Genomic DNA, 17,361 nt, shown 5'->3' with positions numbered 1-17,361 from the left:
CACGAATCTGCTCACCCTTCTATTGAATCACAAATATTTTATTAAGGCCTGTAATACTTAATAATTTGGATATATTTGGCTTTGCATTGGAAATAATGATATTTTTATTTTCCTGCTTCAGTCTCTTAAGTGCTCCAATGAGTACACCTAATCCTGTACTATCAATATAATCTAGCTCTAAACAATTGATCTTTATGCTTGTATTATGTTCATCCAAAATTTTCACCAAAGTTTCTTTTAATTTATTTGCCGTATATATATCTATTTCTCCAATAACATCTACAATCCATAAATCATCTTCTTGATCTAAAATAGTATTGATTTTAAGCGACACAAAACGACCCCCTTCATTTTTCTTTTAAATATTACCCTTAAAAATATAGATTAAACATCCAATTTAAAAATCCTCTTTATTCTTCCCGTGAATAAAATTTGAACAAAAGCATTTCTTGTTCTAAACTCTAAGGAAATGCTTTTGTTCTTTCATAGGGAACTAATAGTTCCCTATGACGCTTCGCTGTAACCCTCCAATTATTAGACATAAAGGGGTGAACCCCTTTAAAAATCCCCTATATCTAGAAAATTGAAGACCATATTTTCTAGATATAAAAAAAGTACGCAAAAGCCATAGACTTTTGCGCAATCATCAAATAAGGGGGTTTTGGGGGGTAACAGGAAAATATAAAACAATTTAATTTTCCTGCCTCTCCATGGGATCTTTAAAATAGATTCCTTATCAATATATATACCCCTTCATATTTTTATAAACATTTTTTTACAAATTTCTTTTTTATTCTTCCTCTTCTGCACCTTGGGCAACTTTTGCTATGGATACAATATTTGTATCTTGTCCTACCCTCATAAGGGTTACGCCTTGGGTATTTCTGCCCATTCTTGAAATGTGCCTTACCTCAAGTCGAATGATGACACCACCTGTACTGATTAACATCACGTCATCCTCATCACTTACGACCTTAGCACCTACAATAAGGCCCGTCTTATCCTTTGTATTGTAGGTAATGATACCTTTTCCGCCCCTAGATTGAATTCTATACTCTTCTAAATCAGTTCTCTTTCCAAATCCATATTCACTGACAACCAGTAAATCACTGCCTTCTGATACTAATTCCATGGCTACAATATAATCTTCATCTGACAGGTTCATTCCTTTTACACCCATGGCTGATCTGCCCATATCTCTCACATCATTTTCATGGAAACGAATAGACATACCTTCTCTGGTAACCATAACAACTTCTTGCTTACCATCGGTTAGCTTTACGCTGATTAATTCATCATCTTCCCTTAGGCTGATGGCAATCAAACCTGCTTTTCTAGATGTATCGAACTGAGATAACTCTGTCTTCTTAATGATGCCTAGTTTTGTAGCCGAAATCAGAAACTTATTATTCTCAAATTCTTTAATAGGGATTACAGCTGTTATTTTTTCATTTGGCTGAAGCTGCAGTAGGTTTACAATAGCTGTACCCTTCGCCTGTCTCTTGGCTTCTGGAATTTCATAGGCTTTCATTCGATAAGCTCTACCAAAGCTTGTAAAGAATAACACATAATTATGGGTCGATGTGGTGAACAGATGCTCCACAAAATCCTCTTCCCTGGTCGTATGTCCTGCAACCCCTTTTCCGCCTCTTTTTTGAATTTTATAGGTGTTGGCTGGAAGTCTCTTTATATATCCAAAATGGGTTAATGTGATGGCCACTTCTTCTTCTTGGATTAAAGATTCCATATCGATCTCATCGGCGGCCGCCATAATTGCAGTTCTTCTTTCATCACCATAGGCTTCTTTAACCTCGATCAACTCTTCTTTGATGATATTTAAAAGCAATCTTTCATTGGCTAGGATTTCTTTATATTGATTGATCATCATAATTAACTCTTCATATTCTGCGTCAATTTTTTCCCGCTCTAATCCAGTTAATCTTTGAAGACGCATATCTAGGATGGCTTGTGCTTGTTTTTCTGATAAAGAAAACTCACTCATCAACCTTGTCTTCGCTTCTTGGGTATTGGCAGAACTTCTGATCAAACTGATTACTGCATCTATGTGATCTAAAGCAATTTTTAAACCTTCTAAGATATGGGCACGCTCTTCAGCCTTTGTTAGATCGTACTTGGTTCTTCTTGTGACCACATCTTTTTGATGTTCTAGGTAATGGTAAATCATCTCCTGAAGATTTAATACCTTAGGCTCTCCATTTACCAAAGCAATCATAATGATACTAAATGTATCCTGCATTTGAGTATGTTTATAGAGTTTATTAAGGACCACATTGGGGTTTGCGTCACGTTTTAATTCTATAACAATACGCATACCTGTACGGTCGCTCTCATCCCTTAAATCTGAAATTCCCTCTATTTTCTTGTCCCTTACCAGTTCTGCAATCTTTTCAATCAGCTTTGCCTTATTCACCTGATAAGGAATTTCACTTACGATAATTTGTGTTTTTCCCTTTGCTGTTTGTTCAATTTCTGCATTGGCTCGAACTGTAACTTTACCCTGTCCTGTACGATAGGCTTCCTTAATACTTTCGAAGCCCATGATCATAGCACCGGTTGGAAAATCTGGACCTTTTACGATTTTAATTAAATCTTCCACATTTGTCTCTTCATCATCAATCATTTTTATGGTCGCATCGATAACCTCATTTAAGTTATGGGGTGGAATCGATGTGGCCATTCCTACGGCAATACCATTAGACCCATTGACCAATAGGTTTGGATATCTACTCGGTAATACGGCAGGTTCTTTTAATGTTTCATCAAAGTTTGGTGTAAAATCCACCGTTTCTTTCCCAATATCCCGAAGCAATTCGATGGCAAGCTTAGACATCCTTGCTTCTGTATAACGCATGGCTGCTGCTCCGTCACCATCCACAGATCCAAAGTTTCCATGGCCATCTACCAGAAGATATCTTGTTGAAAAATCCTGAGCCATTCTAACCATGGCTTCATATACAGAGCTATCACCATGGGGATGATATTTACCCAGTACGTCACCGACGATACGAGCAGATTTTCTATGGGGTTTATCAGGGGATAAACCCAACTCACTCATGGCATATAAAATTCTTCTATGAACAGGCTTTAATCCATCCCGAACATCGGGCAAGGCTCGTCCTACAATTACACTCATGGCATAATCGATGTAGGACTTTTTCATTTCTTCTTCTATATCAATTTGTATTATTTTACTAGTATCCTCTATCATTTCCGTTCCCCCTTACTACACATCTAGATTGCTTACATATTTTGCATTTTCTTCGATAAAATCGCGTCTAGGCTTTACCTTATCTCCCATAAGTGTAGTAAAAATTTCATCAGCTGCCACAGCATCATCGATGTTCACTTGAATCAGTGTTCTTCTCGTAGGATCCATGGTTGTATCCCATAATTGCTCTGGATTCATTTCCCCAAGACCCTTATATCTTTGAATACTGATACCTGTTCTACCAATTTCATTCAATAATTGATCTAATTCCTTGTCGGAATATACATAGTGCTCATCCTTTGATTTTTTAATCTTATACAAAGGTGGCTGAGCGATGTATATATGTCCTAAATCAACCAATGGTCTCATATAACGGTAAAAGAACGTCAGTAATAGTGTCCGAATATGGGCACCATCCACATCGGCATCGGTCATGATGACAATTTTATGATACCTTAATTTATCTATATCAAAATCCGAATCAATACCGCAGCCAAAGGCCGTAATCATGGCTCTGATCTCATTATAGTTCAATATCTTGTCCAATCTTGCCTTTTCTACATTCAGAATTTTACCCCTTAATGGTAGAATGGCTTGGGTTCTACGATCTCTACCCTGTTTTGCAGAACCCCCGGCAGAATCACCCTCTACTAGAAATACCTCGCTTAGTTTTGGATCTCTTTCCGAACAGTCTGCCAGCTTACCTGGAAGGGCCATGCTATCTAGAAGACCTTTCCTCCTTGTCAGTTCCCTGGCTTTTCTCGCTGCCTCCCTGGCACGGGCAGCCCGTAGGGATTTTTCCACAATAATTTTCGCTTCAGAAGGGTTTTCTTCTAAGAAGGCAGTAACAGCTTCAGCGGATATCGTTTCCACAATTCCTCTCATCTCACTATTTCCAAGCTTCGTCTTCGTTTGCCCTTCAAATTGGGGCTCTGTCAACTTCACAGATATAATGGCCGTTAAACCCTCTCGAATATCTTCTCCTGAGAGATTCTCTTCTTTCTCTTTTAGTATATTGTTTTTTCTTGCATAGTCATTTATAACCCTTGTTAAAGCAGCCTTAAATCCTATTAGATGGGTACCGCCCTCATGGGTATTGATATTATTAGCGAAGGAAAATATATTTTCCGTATATGCTTCCGTATACTGCATGGCGATCTCCACATAAGAACTATCCTTTGATCCTTCAAAGTAGATGATGGTTTCACTAACGATATCTTTATTCTTATTTAAGTGCTTCACAAACTCTTGAATTCCACCTTCGTAATGGAAGGTAACATCCTTTGGATTCTCAGGTCTTCGATCAACTAATCGAATACGGATTCCCTTATTTAGGAACGCCATTTCTCTTAATCGGTGCTCCAAGGTATCAAACTTATAAGCTACCTCTTCAAATATAAGGTGGTCCGCTAAAAAAGTAGTTTTTGTACCTGTTTCATTGGTCTCTCCAATGACCTCTAATGCTGTCATTGTCTGCCCTCTTTCATAGCGTTGCTTATAGATCTTTCCATCCCTTTTCACTTCTACTTCCATCCATTCAGATAAGGCGTTTACAACGGAAGCACCTACCCCATGAAGTCCTCCTGATACTTTATATCCCCCACCGCCAAACTTACCACCGGCATGAAGTACCGTATGTATTACCTCTACTGCTGGCTTTCCCATCTTTGGATGAATATCTACGGGCATACCCCTAGCATCATCTTGAACACTAATGATATTGTTTTCATGAATGATAATCTCAATATTTTTACCATGTCCTGCCAAAGCCTCATCAACACTATTATCTACAATCTCATATACCAGGTGATGTAATCCTTTAGGACCTGTAGAACCTATGTACATTCCCGGCCTTTTCCTTACAGGTTCTAACCCTTCTAGTACTTGTATCTGTTCAGCACTATATTCCTGCGTTATCTTTTCAACCATTTTTTTACCCCCTACAATCGATGTACCGTATACTCTTTATTGTGTCGCTTTGTATACAATCATACTTTGAAACTGCAAAAAGGCACACTTTGTGTGCTCGCTTTTCTCATTGGCTTCTGATGTCTATGCTAAAGATGAAGTTCATCCATAAAATTTGTCCGTTTCTGAAGGGTTACAGAAGAGATAGGTGAATAATATATTACTGTTTTCACTTCTTTGGATGATTTTTTTGATCTTTTGATTTTCTTTTCCGTAATGATACAGGACTTTGGTTCTTCCTCTGAGATTCTTACGATAAATTCTTCTTCTTCAGCAACTTTTAAAAATTCTTTACTATCCTTTGATTTAGATATGGAAGCAATATCCACAATCGATATAATATCTTTTATGGGAACAACCACATCTCCTCCCAGATGAAGAAACATAAGAACGCCTCCTTCATAAAATATCCACATTATATTATAACCTTTTCGATTCAAGTATAAAAGTTTTTTTGTAGGTATGGAAAAATAATGAGACTTTCCTCCCTATTTTATTATTTAATTTTCTGTCTATATCCTATCAATCCGATGACTAACAACTCTAAGACTCTCTGCTTATTCAAGCAGAGTTGTACAGCCCCTGGATAACACGACTTGGCGTTCAGGTGGAGTTACCTGTGCCCGCGGCGGGTGCAAACTCCATCTGAACTGAGTCTTAGTTGATATCATCACTTTGTCGAACAACAGCTTTTTCCACATAGTAAATGTTTTTCGCTTCTAAGTTTAATGTAGATAAAGCATTTAGGTCCGTTGTCGTTATAAATGTCTGAATATCCCTTAAACTTTTTACTAAAAAGGCTTGTCTTTTAACATCTAGTTCAGACATAACGTCATCTAAAAGCAAGATAGGATATTCTCCTGTCTCTGCTTTCATTAATTCAATCTCTGCCAGTTTTAAAGCTAAAGCAGAGGTTCTTTGCTGGCCTTGAGATCCAAATATTCGTATATCAATACCATTCACGAACACACCAAGATCATCCCTATGGGGGCCCACAGTGGTTGTTCCTCTTTGTATGTCTACAATTAGAGCTTTTTTCAAATCTCTATGAAAGTAATCTTGAATTTTTGCTTCATCTTGCACTTCCTTAATGCTGCTTATATATTTGATTTCTAGATTTTCTTTGTTATCTGTAATTTTACGATGAAGTAATCTACTTAATGTATTTAAACGAAGAATAAACTTTATTCTCTCTTTGATTATACTGGTTCCCAATTCAACTAATTTTTCATCCCATATATCTAAGGTTGCCATATATTTTCGATCATGACTTATTTTCTTTAATAGATTATTTCTTTGTATCAATACACGGTTATATTGGCTGAGATGATGGTAATATCGGGGTTTCATATTTGATATTTCAATATCCATAAATTTTCTTCTCTCCATAGGTCCTTCTTTTACTAGCTTTAAATCCTCTGGTGAGAATACAATCACATGAACATTGCTCAATAAATCAGCAGTTTTCGTTAAAGTTATCCCATTTACTTTCATTTGTTTTTTTTTATTTTCTTCCAACTTTATCTCAACAGAAATGCCAGTATATTTTTTTTCTCCCTCCACATGAATATAGGCTTTATCCTTATCCATCTTAATGATTTCTCTTTCCTTACTGGTTCGGAAGGATTTTCCTGTTCCCGTCATATAAATAGCTTCCAAAATATTTGTCTTTCCCTGGGCGTTATCACCAATAAATACATTCATTTTCGGATGAAGTTTTAAGTCCAATTGATGATAATTTCTAAAGTTAATTAACTTTAACTTTTTTAAATACACACTTAGCACCCCTTGATCTTGCAAAATCTGATCATCCCTAGATATTCCACCTAGTAACCATTGTATTTATTCCACCACTTTTACTTTATTCCCTTCAACTTCAACAATATCTCCGACTCGAATCTTTTTACCTCGCTGATATTCCTTCGTTCCATTTAACTTTACCATACCATCCTGGATCATTAGTTTGGCGTGGCCTCCTGACTGTACCAAGTCTGCCATTTTCAACAACTGATCTAGTTTAATGTATTCCTCTTGGATTTTAATTTCCTTATACATTATGAGAACTTCCTTTCGTTACGTTTTATATCTATCATGGGATATTTAACACCTAATTATTCCAATGTATCTATTATATAGAACTATTCTTTATTTTAAAAGGAATTTATAATTTGACTTACTTTGACCTTTATTGTATAGGATTATTTTCATTATTACAAATTCCATATATTGTATTTTTACTTTACTAAAAAACTAGAGCCCTTTGTGAAGGGCTCTAGCTCTAACCTGCAAGTCTAACAGGTAATACCAAATAGGTATAGTTATTTGTATCCGTAGGTTTAATAATACATGGACTTACGTTGGTTGTGAAATCTAAATAGATTTCATCACTGTCGAGTATTTTTAATGCATCTAGGAAATATTTGGAATTAAATCCAATATCAATATCTTCGCCCTCAAGCTCAATTCGCAAGTTTTCATATACCCGGCCTATTTCGGCATTGGAAGTAATGGTCATCATTTCATCCTTTACGGAAAACTTAATCAGATTGTTTTTACCTTCTCTAGCAAGAAGAGAAGCTCTCTCAATACTGTCCAGCAAATCTCTGGTTTTCACCTTTACCCTGGATTTGAAATCTTTAGGAATAATTTGCTTATAGTTTATAAATTCTCCTTCAAGCAGTCTAGAGATAACCCGGACATTTGCCATTTGGAACAACACGTGCTTATCGGTAAAGAATATATCTACCTTGGCGTTTTCTTCCTCTGATAGAATTCGATGAATTTCATTCAAAGTTTTTCCTGGAATAACGGCTTTATTGTTAAAATCTGCCTTTATATTCCCTTGTCTTAATGACAACCTATAACCATCTAAAGCCACCATATTGATAATTCCTTCTTGAATTTCCATCAATACCCCTGTCAAAATAGGTCTTGTCTCATCTAATGCGGTTGCAAAAGCGGTTTGGCGGATCATGTTTTTCAATAAATCCTGAGGGATTTCATAAGTATTCTCTTCTTCAACAGCCGGTAACTCTGGAAACTCTACTGATGGTTGTCCTATCAACGTAAACTCTGAGTTCGCACACTTAATTGTCATAGTGTTTGTTTCATCAACTTCAACTTCCACATCGGCATCAGGGAGCTTTCGAATAATATCTCCAAGAAGTCTTGATGAAATAACAATAGCTCCTTCAGATAGAATATCTGCATCTATGTAATGCTCTATGCCCACCTCTAGGTCTGTGCCCACTAGTTTTAATTTTTGATCACAAGCCTCAATGAGTATTCCTTTTAGAATAGGTAATGTAGTTTTTGTTGAAACAGCTTTTTGAACAATATTGATACTAGCTGATAGGTTTTTTTGACTGCAAATAAATTTCATCTGTGGATAACCTCCTTGTCTGAAAAAGGTATAAATAAATATAAATTTTTAGTAGTAATAGTAGTAGGACATGTGAATTTGTGAGTAAGTGGTTGTATGTCATGCAATTACTTGCGTAGAAGCTGTTAACGAAATGTGTATAAAGCCCCTTCACTTATCCACATATTCCAAAGATAAAACATTTGTTAGAACTTATACACAAATTATTAGGGCCTTAACCACAGCCCCTTGTGTACTATTTATTCTTTATATCCTTAATCATGTTTTCTATTTTAGATTTAAAATCTATACTGTTATTGATATCGTGGCTAATTTTTTCATGGGCATGGATAACAGTGGTATGGTCTCTTCCACCAAACTCATCACCTATCTTTGGGAGAGACAAGTCTGTGAGTTCACGGCATAAATACATAGCAATTTGCCTTGGATAAGAAATAGATCGGGTTCTTCTTTTTGAATTAAAATCATCTAACTTTAGTCCACTATGCTCTGCGACTACATCTTTTATGAGGGCTACGGTAATTTGTTTAGGTCTTGCAGATGAAATGATGTCTTTTAAAGCTTCACTGGCTAACTCAACGGTTACTTCCTTATTTGTAAGGGAAGAGTATGCTACAATTCGAATCAAAGCACCTTCAAGCTCACGAATATTGGCCTGAATTTTTTTGGCGATATAGTGCATTACTTCATTCGGGACATCTATATTTTCAACCTCTGCTTTTTTTCGTAAAATTGCTATCCTTGTTTCCAAATCAGGGGGCTGAATATCTGTAATTAAACCCCATTCAAAACGAGATCGTAAACGATCTTCTAATGTAGGGATTTCTTTAGGGGGACGATCGCTGGAAATGATAATCTGTTTATTGGCCTCATGGAGGGCATTAAAGGTATGGAAGAATTCTTCTTGCGTTCGTTCCTTACCGGCAATAAATTGAATATCATCGACCAAAAGTACATCTACATTCCTATACTTATTACGAAATTCCACGTTTTTATCATCACGAATAGAGTTGATTAACTCATTGGTAAATTTTTCTGAGGAAACATAAACAACCTTGGCATTGGGATTCTGTCCCAGGATGTAATGACCAATGGCATGCATCAAGTGAGTTTTTCCTAGTCCCACACCCCCATAGATAAACAATGGGTTATAAGCTTTTGCAGGAGATTCTGCTACGGCTAAAGATGCAGCGTGGGCGAAACGATTACTATTTCCAATAACAAAGGTATCAAAGACATACTTAGGATTTAAATTAAGGGTATCAAAGCTATCGGAAGTGCTATTGTTGTTGTGATGCTGTGGGGCTTGCTGGGTCGCCTTCATATATCTTTCACTTCCAGGAACAATAAAGTCTAGCCGATACTCATGGGAAGTAATTTGCTTAATGGCGTTCATGATCAAATTTGCATACCTGGCTTCCAAAATACCTTTAGAAAAATCATTGATCACGCCGAGAACGATCGTATTTCCATGAATAGAAATAGGTTCTATGGGTTTTAGCCAAGTATTGTAGCTTACTTCTGTCAGCTCTGTTTTTATAAGATTCAGAGCTTTTTGCCATATATCTGGCAGATTAACACTCATATAGCGACCTCCTATCAGAATGAAATAAAAACAACCCCATAGATAAAATAAAAAAAAATAGGAGTTGAAAATAGAGCATATCCACAAGATATCCACAAAAATTGTTGATAGATTGCTTTTCTAAAAAATTTTTGTGAATAAATTTTATGAACTAGGAAATGATTAGATTTGTGGATAACATATGGCATAAAAAAATATTCATAAAATCCCCAAGGGCTTGTACACAAAATCAACAATAGAAATTGATGTTCATACACATATAAAAATGAGATTTATCCAATAAAAATGAAAGAAGTGTGTGTACTTATACACAGTTTTATCCACAGTCTGTGCATAAAGTTGAGTTTGTGAATAAAAATTTCCACTTATCAACAGTTTGTCTTAATCATATCAAATTCAAAAAGGGATTTCAATCATAAACACAAAAATTATCCACAGGAAAAAAATGTGGTGATATCTTTATCCACAAAAGCTGGAAAAAATTCATTTCTTGACAGATTGTGCTTACGAAGTTATAATTATTTAGTAAATGCTCATTTTAGGGATGATATCCCTATCAATAAGATATAATATAGGTAGATTTTGAAGGGGGTGTTTTTCGTGAAGATGACATATCAGCCAAAGAAGAGACAAAGAAAGAAAGAGCATGGTTTTAGAAAAAGAATGAAAACGAAGTCTGGTAGAAACGTTTTAAAAAGACGTAGATTAAAAGGCAGAAAAAGTCTGACTGCTTAAGGGCCGCATAACGTGGCCTTTTTCTATAACTATAGATATAGTTGGAAAATTGTGAAGTGCATAAATTTATGGAAGAGAATTTGAAAAAAATTCATATTACATAGGAAATATTGTGCATACTAAGAAATAAATGACATAATGAAAAGTGCATAAGACGGAAGGCTTTCATTAAAAGGAAGGAAAAACCATGGAGCAAACGCTGCGACTGAAAAAAAACATGGAATTTAAAAAGGTATATGATAAAGGAAATTCTATGGCAAATAGGCTATTGGTTCTTTTCATGATGAAAAATGGAGAAGATTTCAATCGCGTGGGTTTTTCGGTGAGCAAAAAGGTAGGAAAGAGTGTCGTTAGAAATCGTGTTAAGCGGTTAATGAAGGAAAGTTTTCGATCTGTGGGACCTGCGGCTGCGAAAGGATATGATTTGGTATTTATCGCTAGGGTTAATATAAAGGAAGCGTCCTATAGTGACGTAGAGAAGGCCATGGTTCATTTACTAAGAAAATCAAAACTATTGAAATAGGTGAAATCATTGAAGGATATATTGATATGGATGGTGAAAATATATAGAAAATATATTTCTCCTCTTAAACAGCCGTCCTGTAGATTTTATCCAACATGTTCTCAGTATGCATTGGATGCCCTCTCAAAGTATGGGGCAATAAAAGGGACAATTCTGAGTATAAAAAGGATCCTTAAATGCCATCCTTTTCATCCTGGAGGGCATGATCCTTTAAAGTAGAAAGATAGGGGGTAAAAGATTTGATCGCGAAACCGTTAGGAATGCTCTTAAATTTCTTATATGGTCTTATTGGAAACTACGGAATTACGATTATTGCATTCACGATCATTGTGAAGCTTATTCTGCTGCCATTAACAATTCAGCAGTTAAAATCAACAAAGCAAATGTCCGAATTACAACCGAAGTTAAAGGAATTACAGGAAAAGTATAAAAACGATAAGGAAAAGCTGAATGCAAAAACCGTAGAGCTATATCAACAATATAAAGTAAACCCAGTGGGTGGTTGCTTACCCCTTTTGATTCAGATGCCGATTATTTTTGGTCTTTTTGCTGTGTTACGGGAGCCGATTAAGTATATTACTGATCCAAATTTTGTACAGGCTGTGAATGAAGCATTTTTATGGATTCCAAATTTGAGCCAGCCAGACCTGATTATATTACCTGTTTTGGCAGGTATTACAACTTATTTCTCTATGAACTCTGCTAGTACAGGTGCTGCACAGAATCAAACAATGAAAACCATGAATATGGTATTCCCTGTAATGATTTTATGGTGGGGAAGAAGTTTCCCAGCAGGATTAACGTTGTATTGGGTAGTAAGTAATATATTCCAAATGGTACAACAATATCTTTTACCTAAAGCTGGAACAGTGGGAACGCCTAAGGAGGAGTCAAATTAGTATGAGATTTACTGAAAAGACTGCAAAAACCGTAGAGGAAGCTGTAAAGATTGCATTGGAGGAATTAAAAGTTAGCCAGGATAAGGTAGAGGTTGAGGTGCTTGAAGCACCCAGTAAGGGTATCTTTGGCCTAATTGGTACAAAACAAGCAAAAGTAAAGGTTACTGTGATTGATAATCCTCAAGAAGATGCTTTAGTATTTCTAAAGGATGTTCTAAAGACTATGGGGTTGGAAGCACAATACAAAACGAAGCTTAAGGGCGAGACTTTATATGTAGATGTATTCGGAAAAGATATGGGTATATTAATTGGCCGTAGAGGGCAAACGTTGGATTCTTTACAGTATCTTGTTAGCTTGGTTGTAAATAAGGATCGAGAGAATTACCTTCGGGTTGTCTTGGATACAGAGGATTATCGCAGAAAGAGAGAGCAGACCCTTATTCGGCTGGCCAATAGATTGGCACAAAAAGTTAGAAGCTCTCGTAAAGATATCATATTAGAACCGATGAATCCTTATGAAAGAAGAATTATCCACTCTGCCCTACAAAATCATCCCCATGTAGAAACAAGAAGTCATGGAGAAGAACCTTATCGTAAGGTAATTATCACTACAAAATAACAGGAAATAGATTCGATTTATCGATAAAAACAGGTATAATGATGATACTACAAAACCCAGTAAGTATACTGGGTTTTGTTAATGTTAAAGGTTAGATTTAGTTTGTTATTTGATATTGTAATGGTTTGACAGATTATTGGTATAATATATAATATTGAACAGTACTAATGGTAAGTTTATAGCGTTTTTTGATAAAAATGAGGTGAAAAGATGATCGATGATACAATTGCAGCCATTGCTACAGCTCCAGGGGAAGCAGGAATCGGGATTGTTCGTTTGAGCGGACCTATGGCAGTGGAAATTTTAGACCAGGTTTTTGTTCCCAGTAAGGGAAAAAGCATAAAGGAGTTTCCTAGTAGAAGATTAACCCACGGATATATCGTCCACCCTCATACCCAGGACAAAATTGATGAAGCTTTGGTTGTTTATATGAAGGGTCCTCATACCTATACGGCCGAAGATGTGGCGGAAATTGATTGCCATGGCGGTATCGTTCCTGTACGAAGAATATTAAGCCTCGTGTTGTCCATGGGGGCAAGGATGGCTGAACCAGGAGAGTTTACAAAAAGAGCGTTCCTCAATGGAAGAATAGATTTGGCCCAGGCGGAGGCTGTGATGGATGTAATCAGTGCAAAAACAGAGAAGGGCTTTGATATTGCTCTGGGACAGCTAGAAGGTTCTTTATCAAAGGAAGTACATAAGATTCGAGCCAATATTTTAGAAATGATCGCCCATATTACGGTAAATATTGATTTTCCTGATGAGGATATTGAGGAGATTACATATGATGGATTGGAAAAACAAGCGAAAAAAATCGTTGACATCATAGACACACTTCTGTCTACAGCCCATTCGGGAAAAATTATTAGAGAAGGCTTAAAAACTGTTATTATCGGAAAACCCAATGTAGGCAAATCTTCATTGATGAATGCATTACTTAAGGAATCTAGGGCTATTGTCACTGAGATACCTGGAACAACCAGGGATGTCATCGAAGAGTATGTGAGTATCCAGGGAATACCTTTGAAAATTGTGGATACTGCAGGTATTCGAGAAACCGAAGATCTTGTGGAGAAAATAGGGGTAGCGAGAAGTAAGGAATTCTTTAATAAGGCCGATCTCATCATATTTGTGCTGAATGCATCGGAGTCTCTAACAGAAGAAGACCGCCAGATTATTCAACTGGTTAACGATAGGGATGCGATTATCCTTTTGAATAAAACAGATCTGCCCATGGTAGTGAATGAAGGAGAATTACAGGAAATGCTGCCGGGTAAGAAGGTAATAAGAATTTCTGTAACGGAAGGTATAGGATTAAAGGAAATAGAAGACACCATTGCCCAGATGGTTTATGGCGGTCAGGTAAAGCATAAGGAACTATCCTTAGTTACCAATGTACGCCATCAAAATGCTTTAGAAAGGGCAAAGAGGAGCATGGAGGACGCTGTGAAAGCCATTCAAACCAATATGCCATTGGACTTTGTCGAGGTAGATGTAAGGGACTGTTGGGAGTACCTGGGAGAGATTACTGGAGATACCGTCGGTGAAGATATCATCGATAGGATATTTGCAAATTTCTGTTTAGGGAAATAGAATCAAGTAACGGTACGCGGTGCACGGTGTCACGCAAGGAGAACCTGTCATGGATACGATCTTTGATCTATGACAACATGTTCTTGTCCATATGAATTTCTTAAAATGCGATTTGTGGTATATTACACCCTGGCAAAAAGAATTGTATTATAGTTAATTCAGAATCCGTGACACCGTGTACCGAACAACGCGCACCGCGTAAAAAGGAGGAAGGGTAGATGCTAGATCGATTTGTAGCGGGCACTTATGATGTGGTTGTAATTGGTGCTGGCCATTCTGGATGCGAAGCAGCTTTGGCTGCTGCAAGAATGAATTGTAAGACATTAATATTGAGTATAAATTTAGAGTCCGTTGCCATGATGCCTTGTAACCCTGCCATCGGAGGTACGGGTAAGGGGCATTTGGTAAAGGAAATAGATGCATTGGGTGGAGAAATGGGTTTAAACATTGATAAAGCCTTTATTCAAAGCCGTATGCTCAATACGGCTAAAGGCCCCGCTGTCCATTCGTCAAGGGCTCAGGCAGATAAGGTTTTGTATCATGTTGCCATGAAAAAGGTATTGGAAAATCAAGAGAATCTTGACCTCAAGCAGGGGGAAGTTGTTGAGATTCTCGTAGAAAATAATAAAGTACAAGGTGTTGTTTTGCGTACAGGTGGCATTTACCACTGCCAGGCTGTGGTTATGGCTACAGGAACTTATCTTGGAGGAAAAATATTTATTGGTGGTGTGAATTACGAGAGCGGTCCTAATGGTCTGGCATCATCAAAGGAGCTCACTAAAAACTTGAAAGAATTAGGATTGAAAATGCGTCGCTTTAAGACAGGTACTCCTGCACGAGTCGATGAAAAAACATTGAATTTTTCAAGGATGGAGATACAGCCAGGAGATCAAGAAATCATTCCTTTCTCCTTTATGAATGATTCATTGGAGAAGGAGCAAGTACCTTGTTGGCTTACATATACCAACAAAGAAACCCATCTAGTGATTATGGATAATCTACATCGCTCAGCCATGTATAGCGGAGAAATTGAAGGGACAGGGCCTAGATATTGTCCTTCCATCGAAGATAAGGTTGTGCGCTTCGCTGATAAAGAAAGACACCAGTTATTCATTGAGCCAGAGGGGTTAGACACCCATGAGATGTATGTCCAGGGAATGTCTACCAGCTTGCCGGAGGATGTGCAGCTTAAATTTTTAAAGACGATTCCAGGACTTGAAGATGTAAAGATTATGCGGCCTGCCTATGCCATTGAATATGATTGTATAGACCCTCAGCAGTTAAAACTTACCCTAGAGTGTAAGGATATTGATTCCCTATATTCCTCTGGACAGTTTAATGGAACGTCTGGCTATGAAGAAGCTGCAGCCCAAGGGCTGATTGCTGGGATTAATGCTGCCCTTAAAATTCAGGGAAAGGATCCTTTTATATTAGATCGCTCTGAGGCATATATTGGTGTGCTCATTGATGATTTGGTCACAAAGGGAACCAGTGAACCCTATCGTATGATGACTTCGAGGGCTGAGTATCGTTTGGTATTAAGACAAGACAATGCGGATCTTAGACTAACAGAGAAAGGGCGCAAAATTGGGTTGGTTAAAGAGGATCGCTACGACCGGTTCTTAAGAAAAAGTCAGCAGATCGCAGTTGAAGTTGAGCGATTGAGAAATACCATGATTACGCCAGCTGTGGGCAATGAATTTTTACATAGGATGAATAGTGCTGAAATTCGCAGTGGTATATCTCTCTATGATTTATTAAAAAGACCTGAGTTGACCTATGAGAATCTTCGAGAGTTAGATAAGGAAAGACGCACACTGCCGAAAGATGTTATCATGCAGTGTGAAGTTCAAATTAAGTATGAGGGCTACATAGACAAACAATTAAAGCAAATTGAGCAGTTTAAAAAGCTAGAAGGCAAAAAGCTGCACCTAGAGATTGATTACACTGCCATAGAGGGATTACGATTAGAAGCTAGACAAAAGCTTAATGCAGTAAAGCCTCTTTCTGTGGGACAAGCTTCAAGAATCTCCGGGGTTTCTCCAGCAGATATTTCTGTTTTACTGGTATATTTGGAACAGCAGCGTAGAAGGAGAAGTGAAGGTGATGAATAATCTAGATATCTTAACAGAAGGTGCAGGAAAATTGGGTTTAACTTTGTCTGAAAAACAGACAGAACAGTTAATCAAATATAAGGATCTGCTTTTGGAATGGAACGAAAAGATGAACTTAACTGCTATCACCGATGAAAAAGAAGTGATGATCAAGCACTTTCTTGATGCTTTGTCCTGCGCGACGGTGAAGCAGATTAAAGAAGATGCAAAAATTATTGACGTTGGAACGGGTGCAGGCTTTCCAGGAATACCTTTAAAAATTTATTTTCCAAAGTTGTCTTTGACATTGCTAGATTCTTTAAATAAACGAATTAATTTTCTTAAGACCGTTTGTGAAGACATAGAAGTAAAGGATGTTCAGTTTGTCCATGGCCGTGCTGAAGACGTTGGTGCAAATAAACAGCATCGAGAAAAATATGATATTGCTGTGGCAAGGGCAGTTGCTGAACTAAACGTTTTGAGTGAATATTGCCTACCTTTTGTCAGGGTTGGCGGATATTTTATATGTCAAAAAGGACCTAGCATTCATGAGGAGATAGAGCGGGGGAAAAAGGCAATCGAAATCCTTGGGGGTAGAATTGTAGATCGAAAGGACATATCATTGCCCTTCAGTGAGATCACCCATAATATTGTTATTATAGAGAAAGTAAGAAATACGCCGACAAAATTCCCTAGAAAAGCTGGAACACCGTCAAAAAACCCATTGATTTAGTC

Annotated in this window: 16 protein-coding genes; 8 read left to right on the top strand and 8 right to left on the bottom strand. The window is 37.2% G+C overall.

Translation table 11 applies throughout. From position 1 onward, the window contains the following. Nucleotides 1–19: 19 nt before the first annotated feature. The 8 genes from K0R93_RS17695 to dnaA form a co-directional block, all read right to left on the bottom strand. Nucleotides 20–334 (bottom strand): STAS domain-containing protein, encoded by a 315-nt coding sequence (locus K0R93_RS17695; protein ID WP_300304233.1) that lies wholly within the window; start codon nt 332–334, stop codon nt 20–22. A 456-nt stretch (nt 335–790) separates the two neighbouring features. Next, complete coding sequence (gene gyrA, locus K0R93_RS17690) at nt 791–3,226, bottom strand: DNA gyrase subunit A (RefSeq protein ID WP_300304295.1); 2,436 nt, start codon at nt 3,224–3,226, stop codon at nt 791–793. 18 nt (nt 3,227–3,244) lie between these two features. Then, entirely contained in the window at nt 3,245–5,158 is a 1,914-nt protein-coding gene (gyrB, locus tag K0R93_RS17685; protein WP_300304230.1) for a DNA topoisomerase (ATP-hydrolyzing) subunit B, read from the bottom strand. A gap of 128 nt (nt 5,159–5,286) precedes the next feature. Then, a complete protein-coding gene (gene remB / locus K0R93_RS17680) occupies nt 5,287–5,583 on the bottom strand; it encodes an extracellular matrix regulator RemB (protein ID WP_300304227.1) in 297 nt (98 codons plus the stop codon). A 271-nt stretch (nt 5,584–5,854) separates the two neighbouring features. Then, nucleotides 5,855–6,973 (bottom strand): DNA replication/repair protein RecF, encoded by a 1,119-nt coding sequence (gene recF, locus K0R93_RS17675; RefSeq protein ID WP_300304224.1) that lies wholly within the window; start codon nt 6,971–6,973, stop codon nt 5,855–5,857. Nucleotides 6,974–7,039: 66 nt separating this feature from the next. Then, entirely contained in the window at nt 7,040–7,252 is a 213-nt protein-coding gene (gene yaaA / locus K0R93_RS17670) for a S4 domain-containing protein YaaA (RefSeq protein ID WP_300304221.1), read from the bottom strand. 223 nt (nt 7,253–7,475) lie between these two features. Beyond that, nucleotides 7,476–8,579 carry a DNA polymerase III subunit beta gene (dnaN, locus tag K0R93_RS17665; protein WP_300304218.1) on the bottom strand — a complete coding sequence of 368 codons (1,104 nt, stop codon included), beginning with the start codon at nt 8,577–8,579 and terminating at the stop codon, nt 7,476–7,478. A gap of 235 nt (nt 8,580–8,814) precedes the next feature. Beyond that, nucleotides 8,815–10,164, bottom strand: coding sequence for a chromosomal replication initiator protein DnaA (gene dnaA / locus K0R93_RS17660; RefSeq protein ID WP_300304215.1), 1,350 nt, complete (start codon nt 10,162–10,164; stop codon nt 8,815–8,817). Between the two features lie 600 nt (nt 10,165–10,764). On the opposite strand from dnaA, the gene rpmH reads away from it, so the two are divergent. From rpmH to rsmG, 8 genes are all read left to right on the top strand, one after another. Then, a complete protein-coding gene (gene rpmH / locus K0R93_RS17655) occupies nt 10,765–10,899 on the top strand; it encodes a 50S ribosomal protein L34 (protein WP_184312558.1) in 135 nt (44 codons plus the stop codon). Nucleotides 10,900–11,086: 187 nt separating this feature from the next. Further along, nucleotides 11,087–11,422 carry a ribonuclease P protein component gene (gene rnpA / locus K0R93_RS17650; protein ID WP_300304208.1) on the top strand — a complete coding sequence of 112 codons (336 nt, stop codon included), beginning with the start codon at nt 11,087–11,089 and terminating at the stop codon, nt 11,420–11,422. Nucleotides 11,423–11,431: 9 nt separating this feature from the next. Continuing rightward, entirely contained in the window at nt 11,432–11,641 is a 210-nt protein-coding gene (yidD, locus tag K0R93_RS17645; protein ID WP_300304205.1) for a membrane protein insertion efficiency factor YidD, read from the top strand. A gap of 20 nt (nt 11,642–11,661) precedes the next feature. Continuing rightward, nucleotides 11,662–12,321, top strand: a complete 660-nt coding sequence (locus K0R93_RS17640; protein WP_300304202.1) for a YidC/Oxa1 family membrane protein insertase — start codon at nt 11,662–11,664, stop codon at nt 12,319–12,321. Between the two features lies 1 nt (nt 12,322). Next, nucleotides 12,323–12,940 carry an RNA-binding cell elongation regulator Jag/EloR gene (gene jag / locus K0R93_RS17635; protein ID WP_300304199.1) on the top strand — a complete coding sequence of 206 codons (618 nt, stop codon included), beginning with the start codon at nt 12,323–12,325 and terminating at the stop codon, nt 12,938–12,940. Nucleotides 12,941–13,150: 210 nt separating this feature from the next. Continuing rightward, nucleotides 13,151–14,533: a tRNA uridine-5-carboxymethylaminomethyl(34) synthesis GTPase MnmE gene (gene mnmE / locus K0R93_RS17630; RefSeq protein WP_300304197.1), complete on the top strand. Its 1,383-nt coding sequence runs from the start codon at nt 13,151–13,153 to the stop codon at nt 14,531–14,533. 218 nt (nt 14,534–14,751) lie between these two features. Beyond that, nucleotides 14,752–16,647: a tRNA uridine-5-carboxymethylaminomethyl(34) synthesis enzyme MnmG gene (mnmG, locus tag K0R93_RS17625; protein ID WP_300304194.1), complete on the top strand. Its 1,896-nt coding sequence runs from the start codon at nt 14,752–14,754 to the stop codon at nt 16,645–16,647. Beyond that, nucleotides 16,640–17,359 (top strand): 16S rRNA (guanine(527)-N(7))-methyltransferase RsmG, encoded by a 720-nt coding sequence (gene rsmG / locus K0R93_RS17620; RefSeq protein ID WP_300304292.1) that lies wholly within the window; start codon nt 16,640–16,642, stop codon nt 17,357–17,359. The genes mnmG and rsmG overlap by 8 nt, the downstream gene beginning before the upstream one ends. The last annotated feature ends 2 nt before the right edge of the window (nt 17,360–17,361 follow it).

The organism is Anaerosolibacter sp., from assembly GCF_029240175.1.
Lineage (GTDB): Bacteria > Bacillota > Clostridia > Peptostreptococcales > Thermotaleaceae > Anaerosolibacter.
Note: the sequence above shows the minus strand (reverse complement) of the source record. Positions and strands in the feature narration are given on the sequence as shown.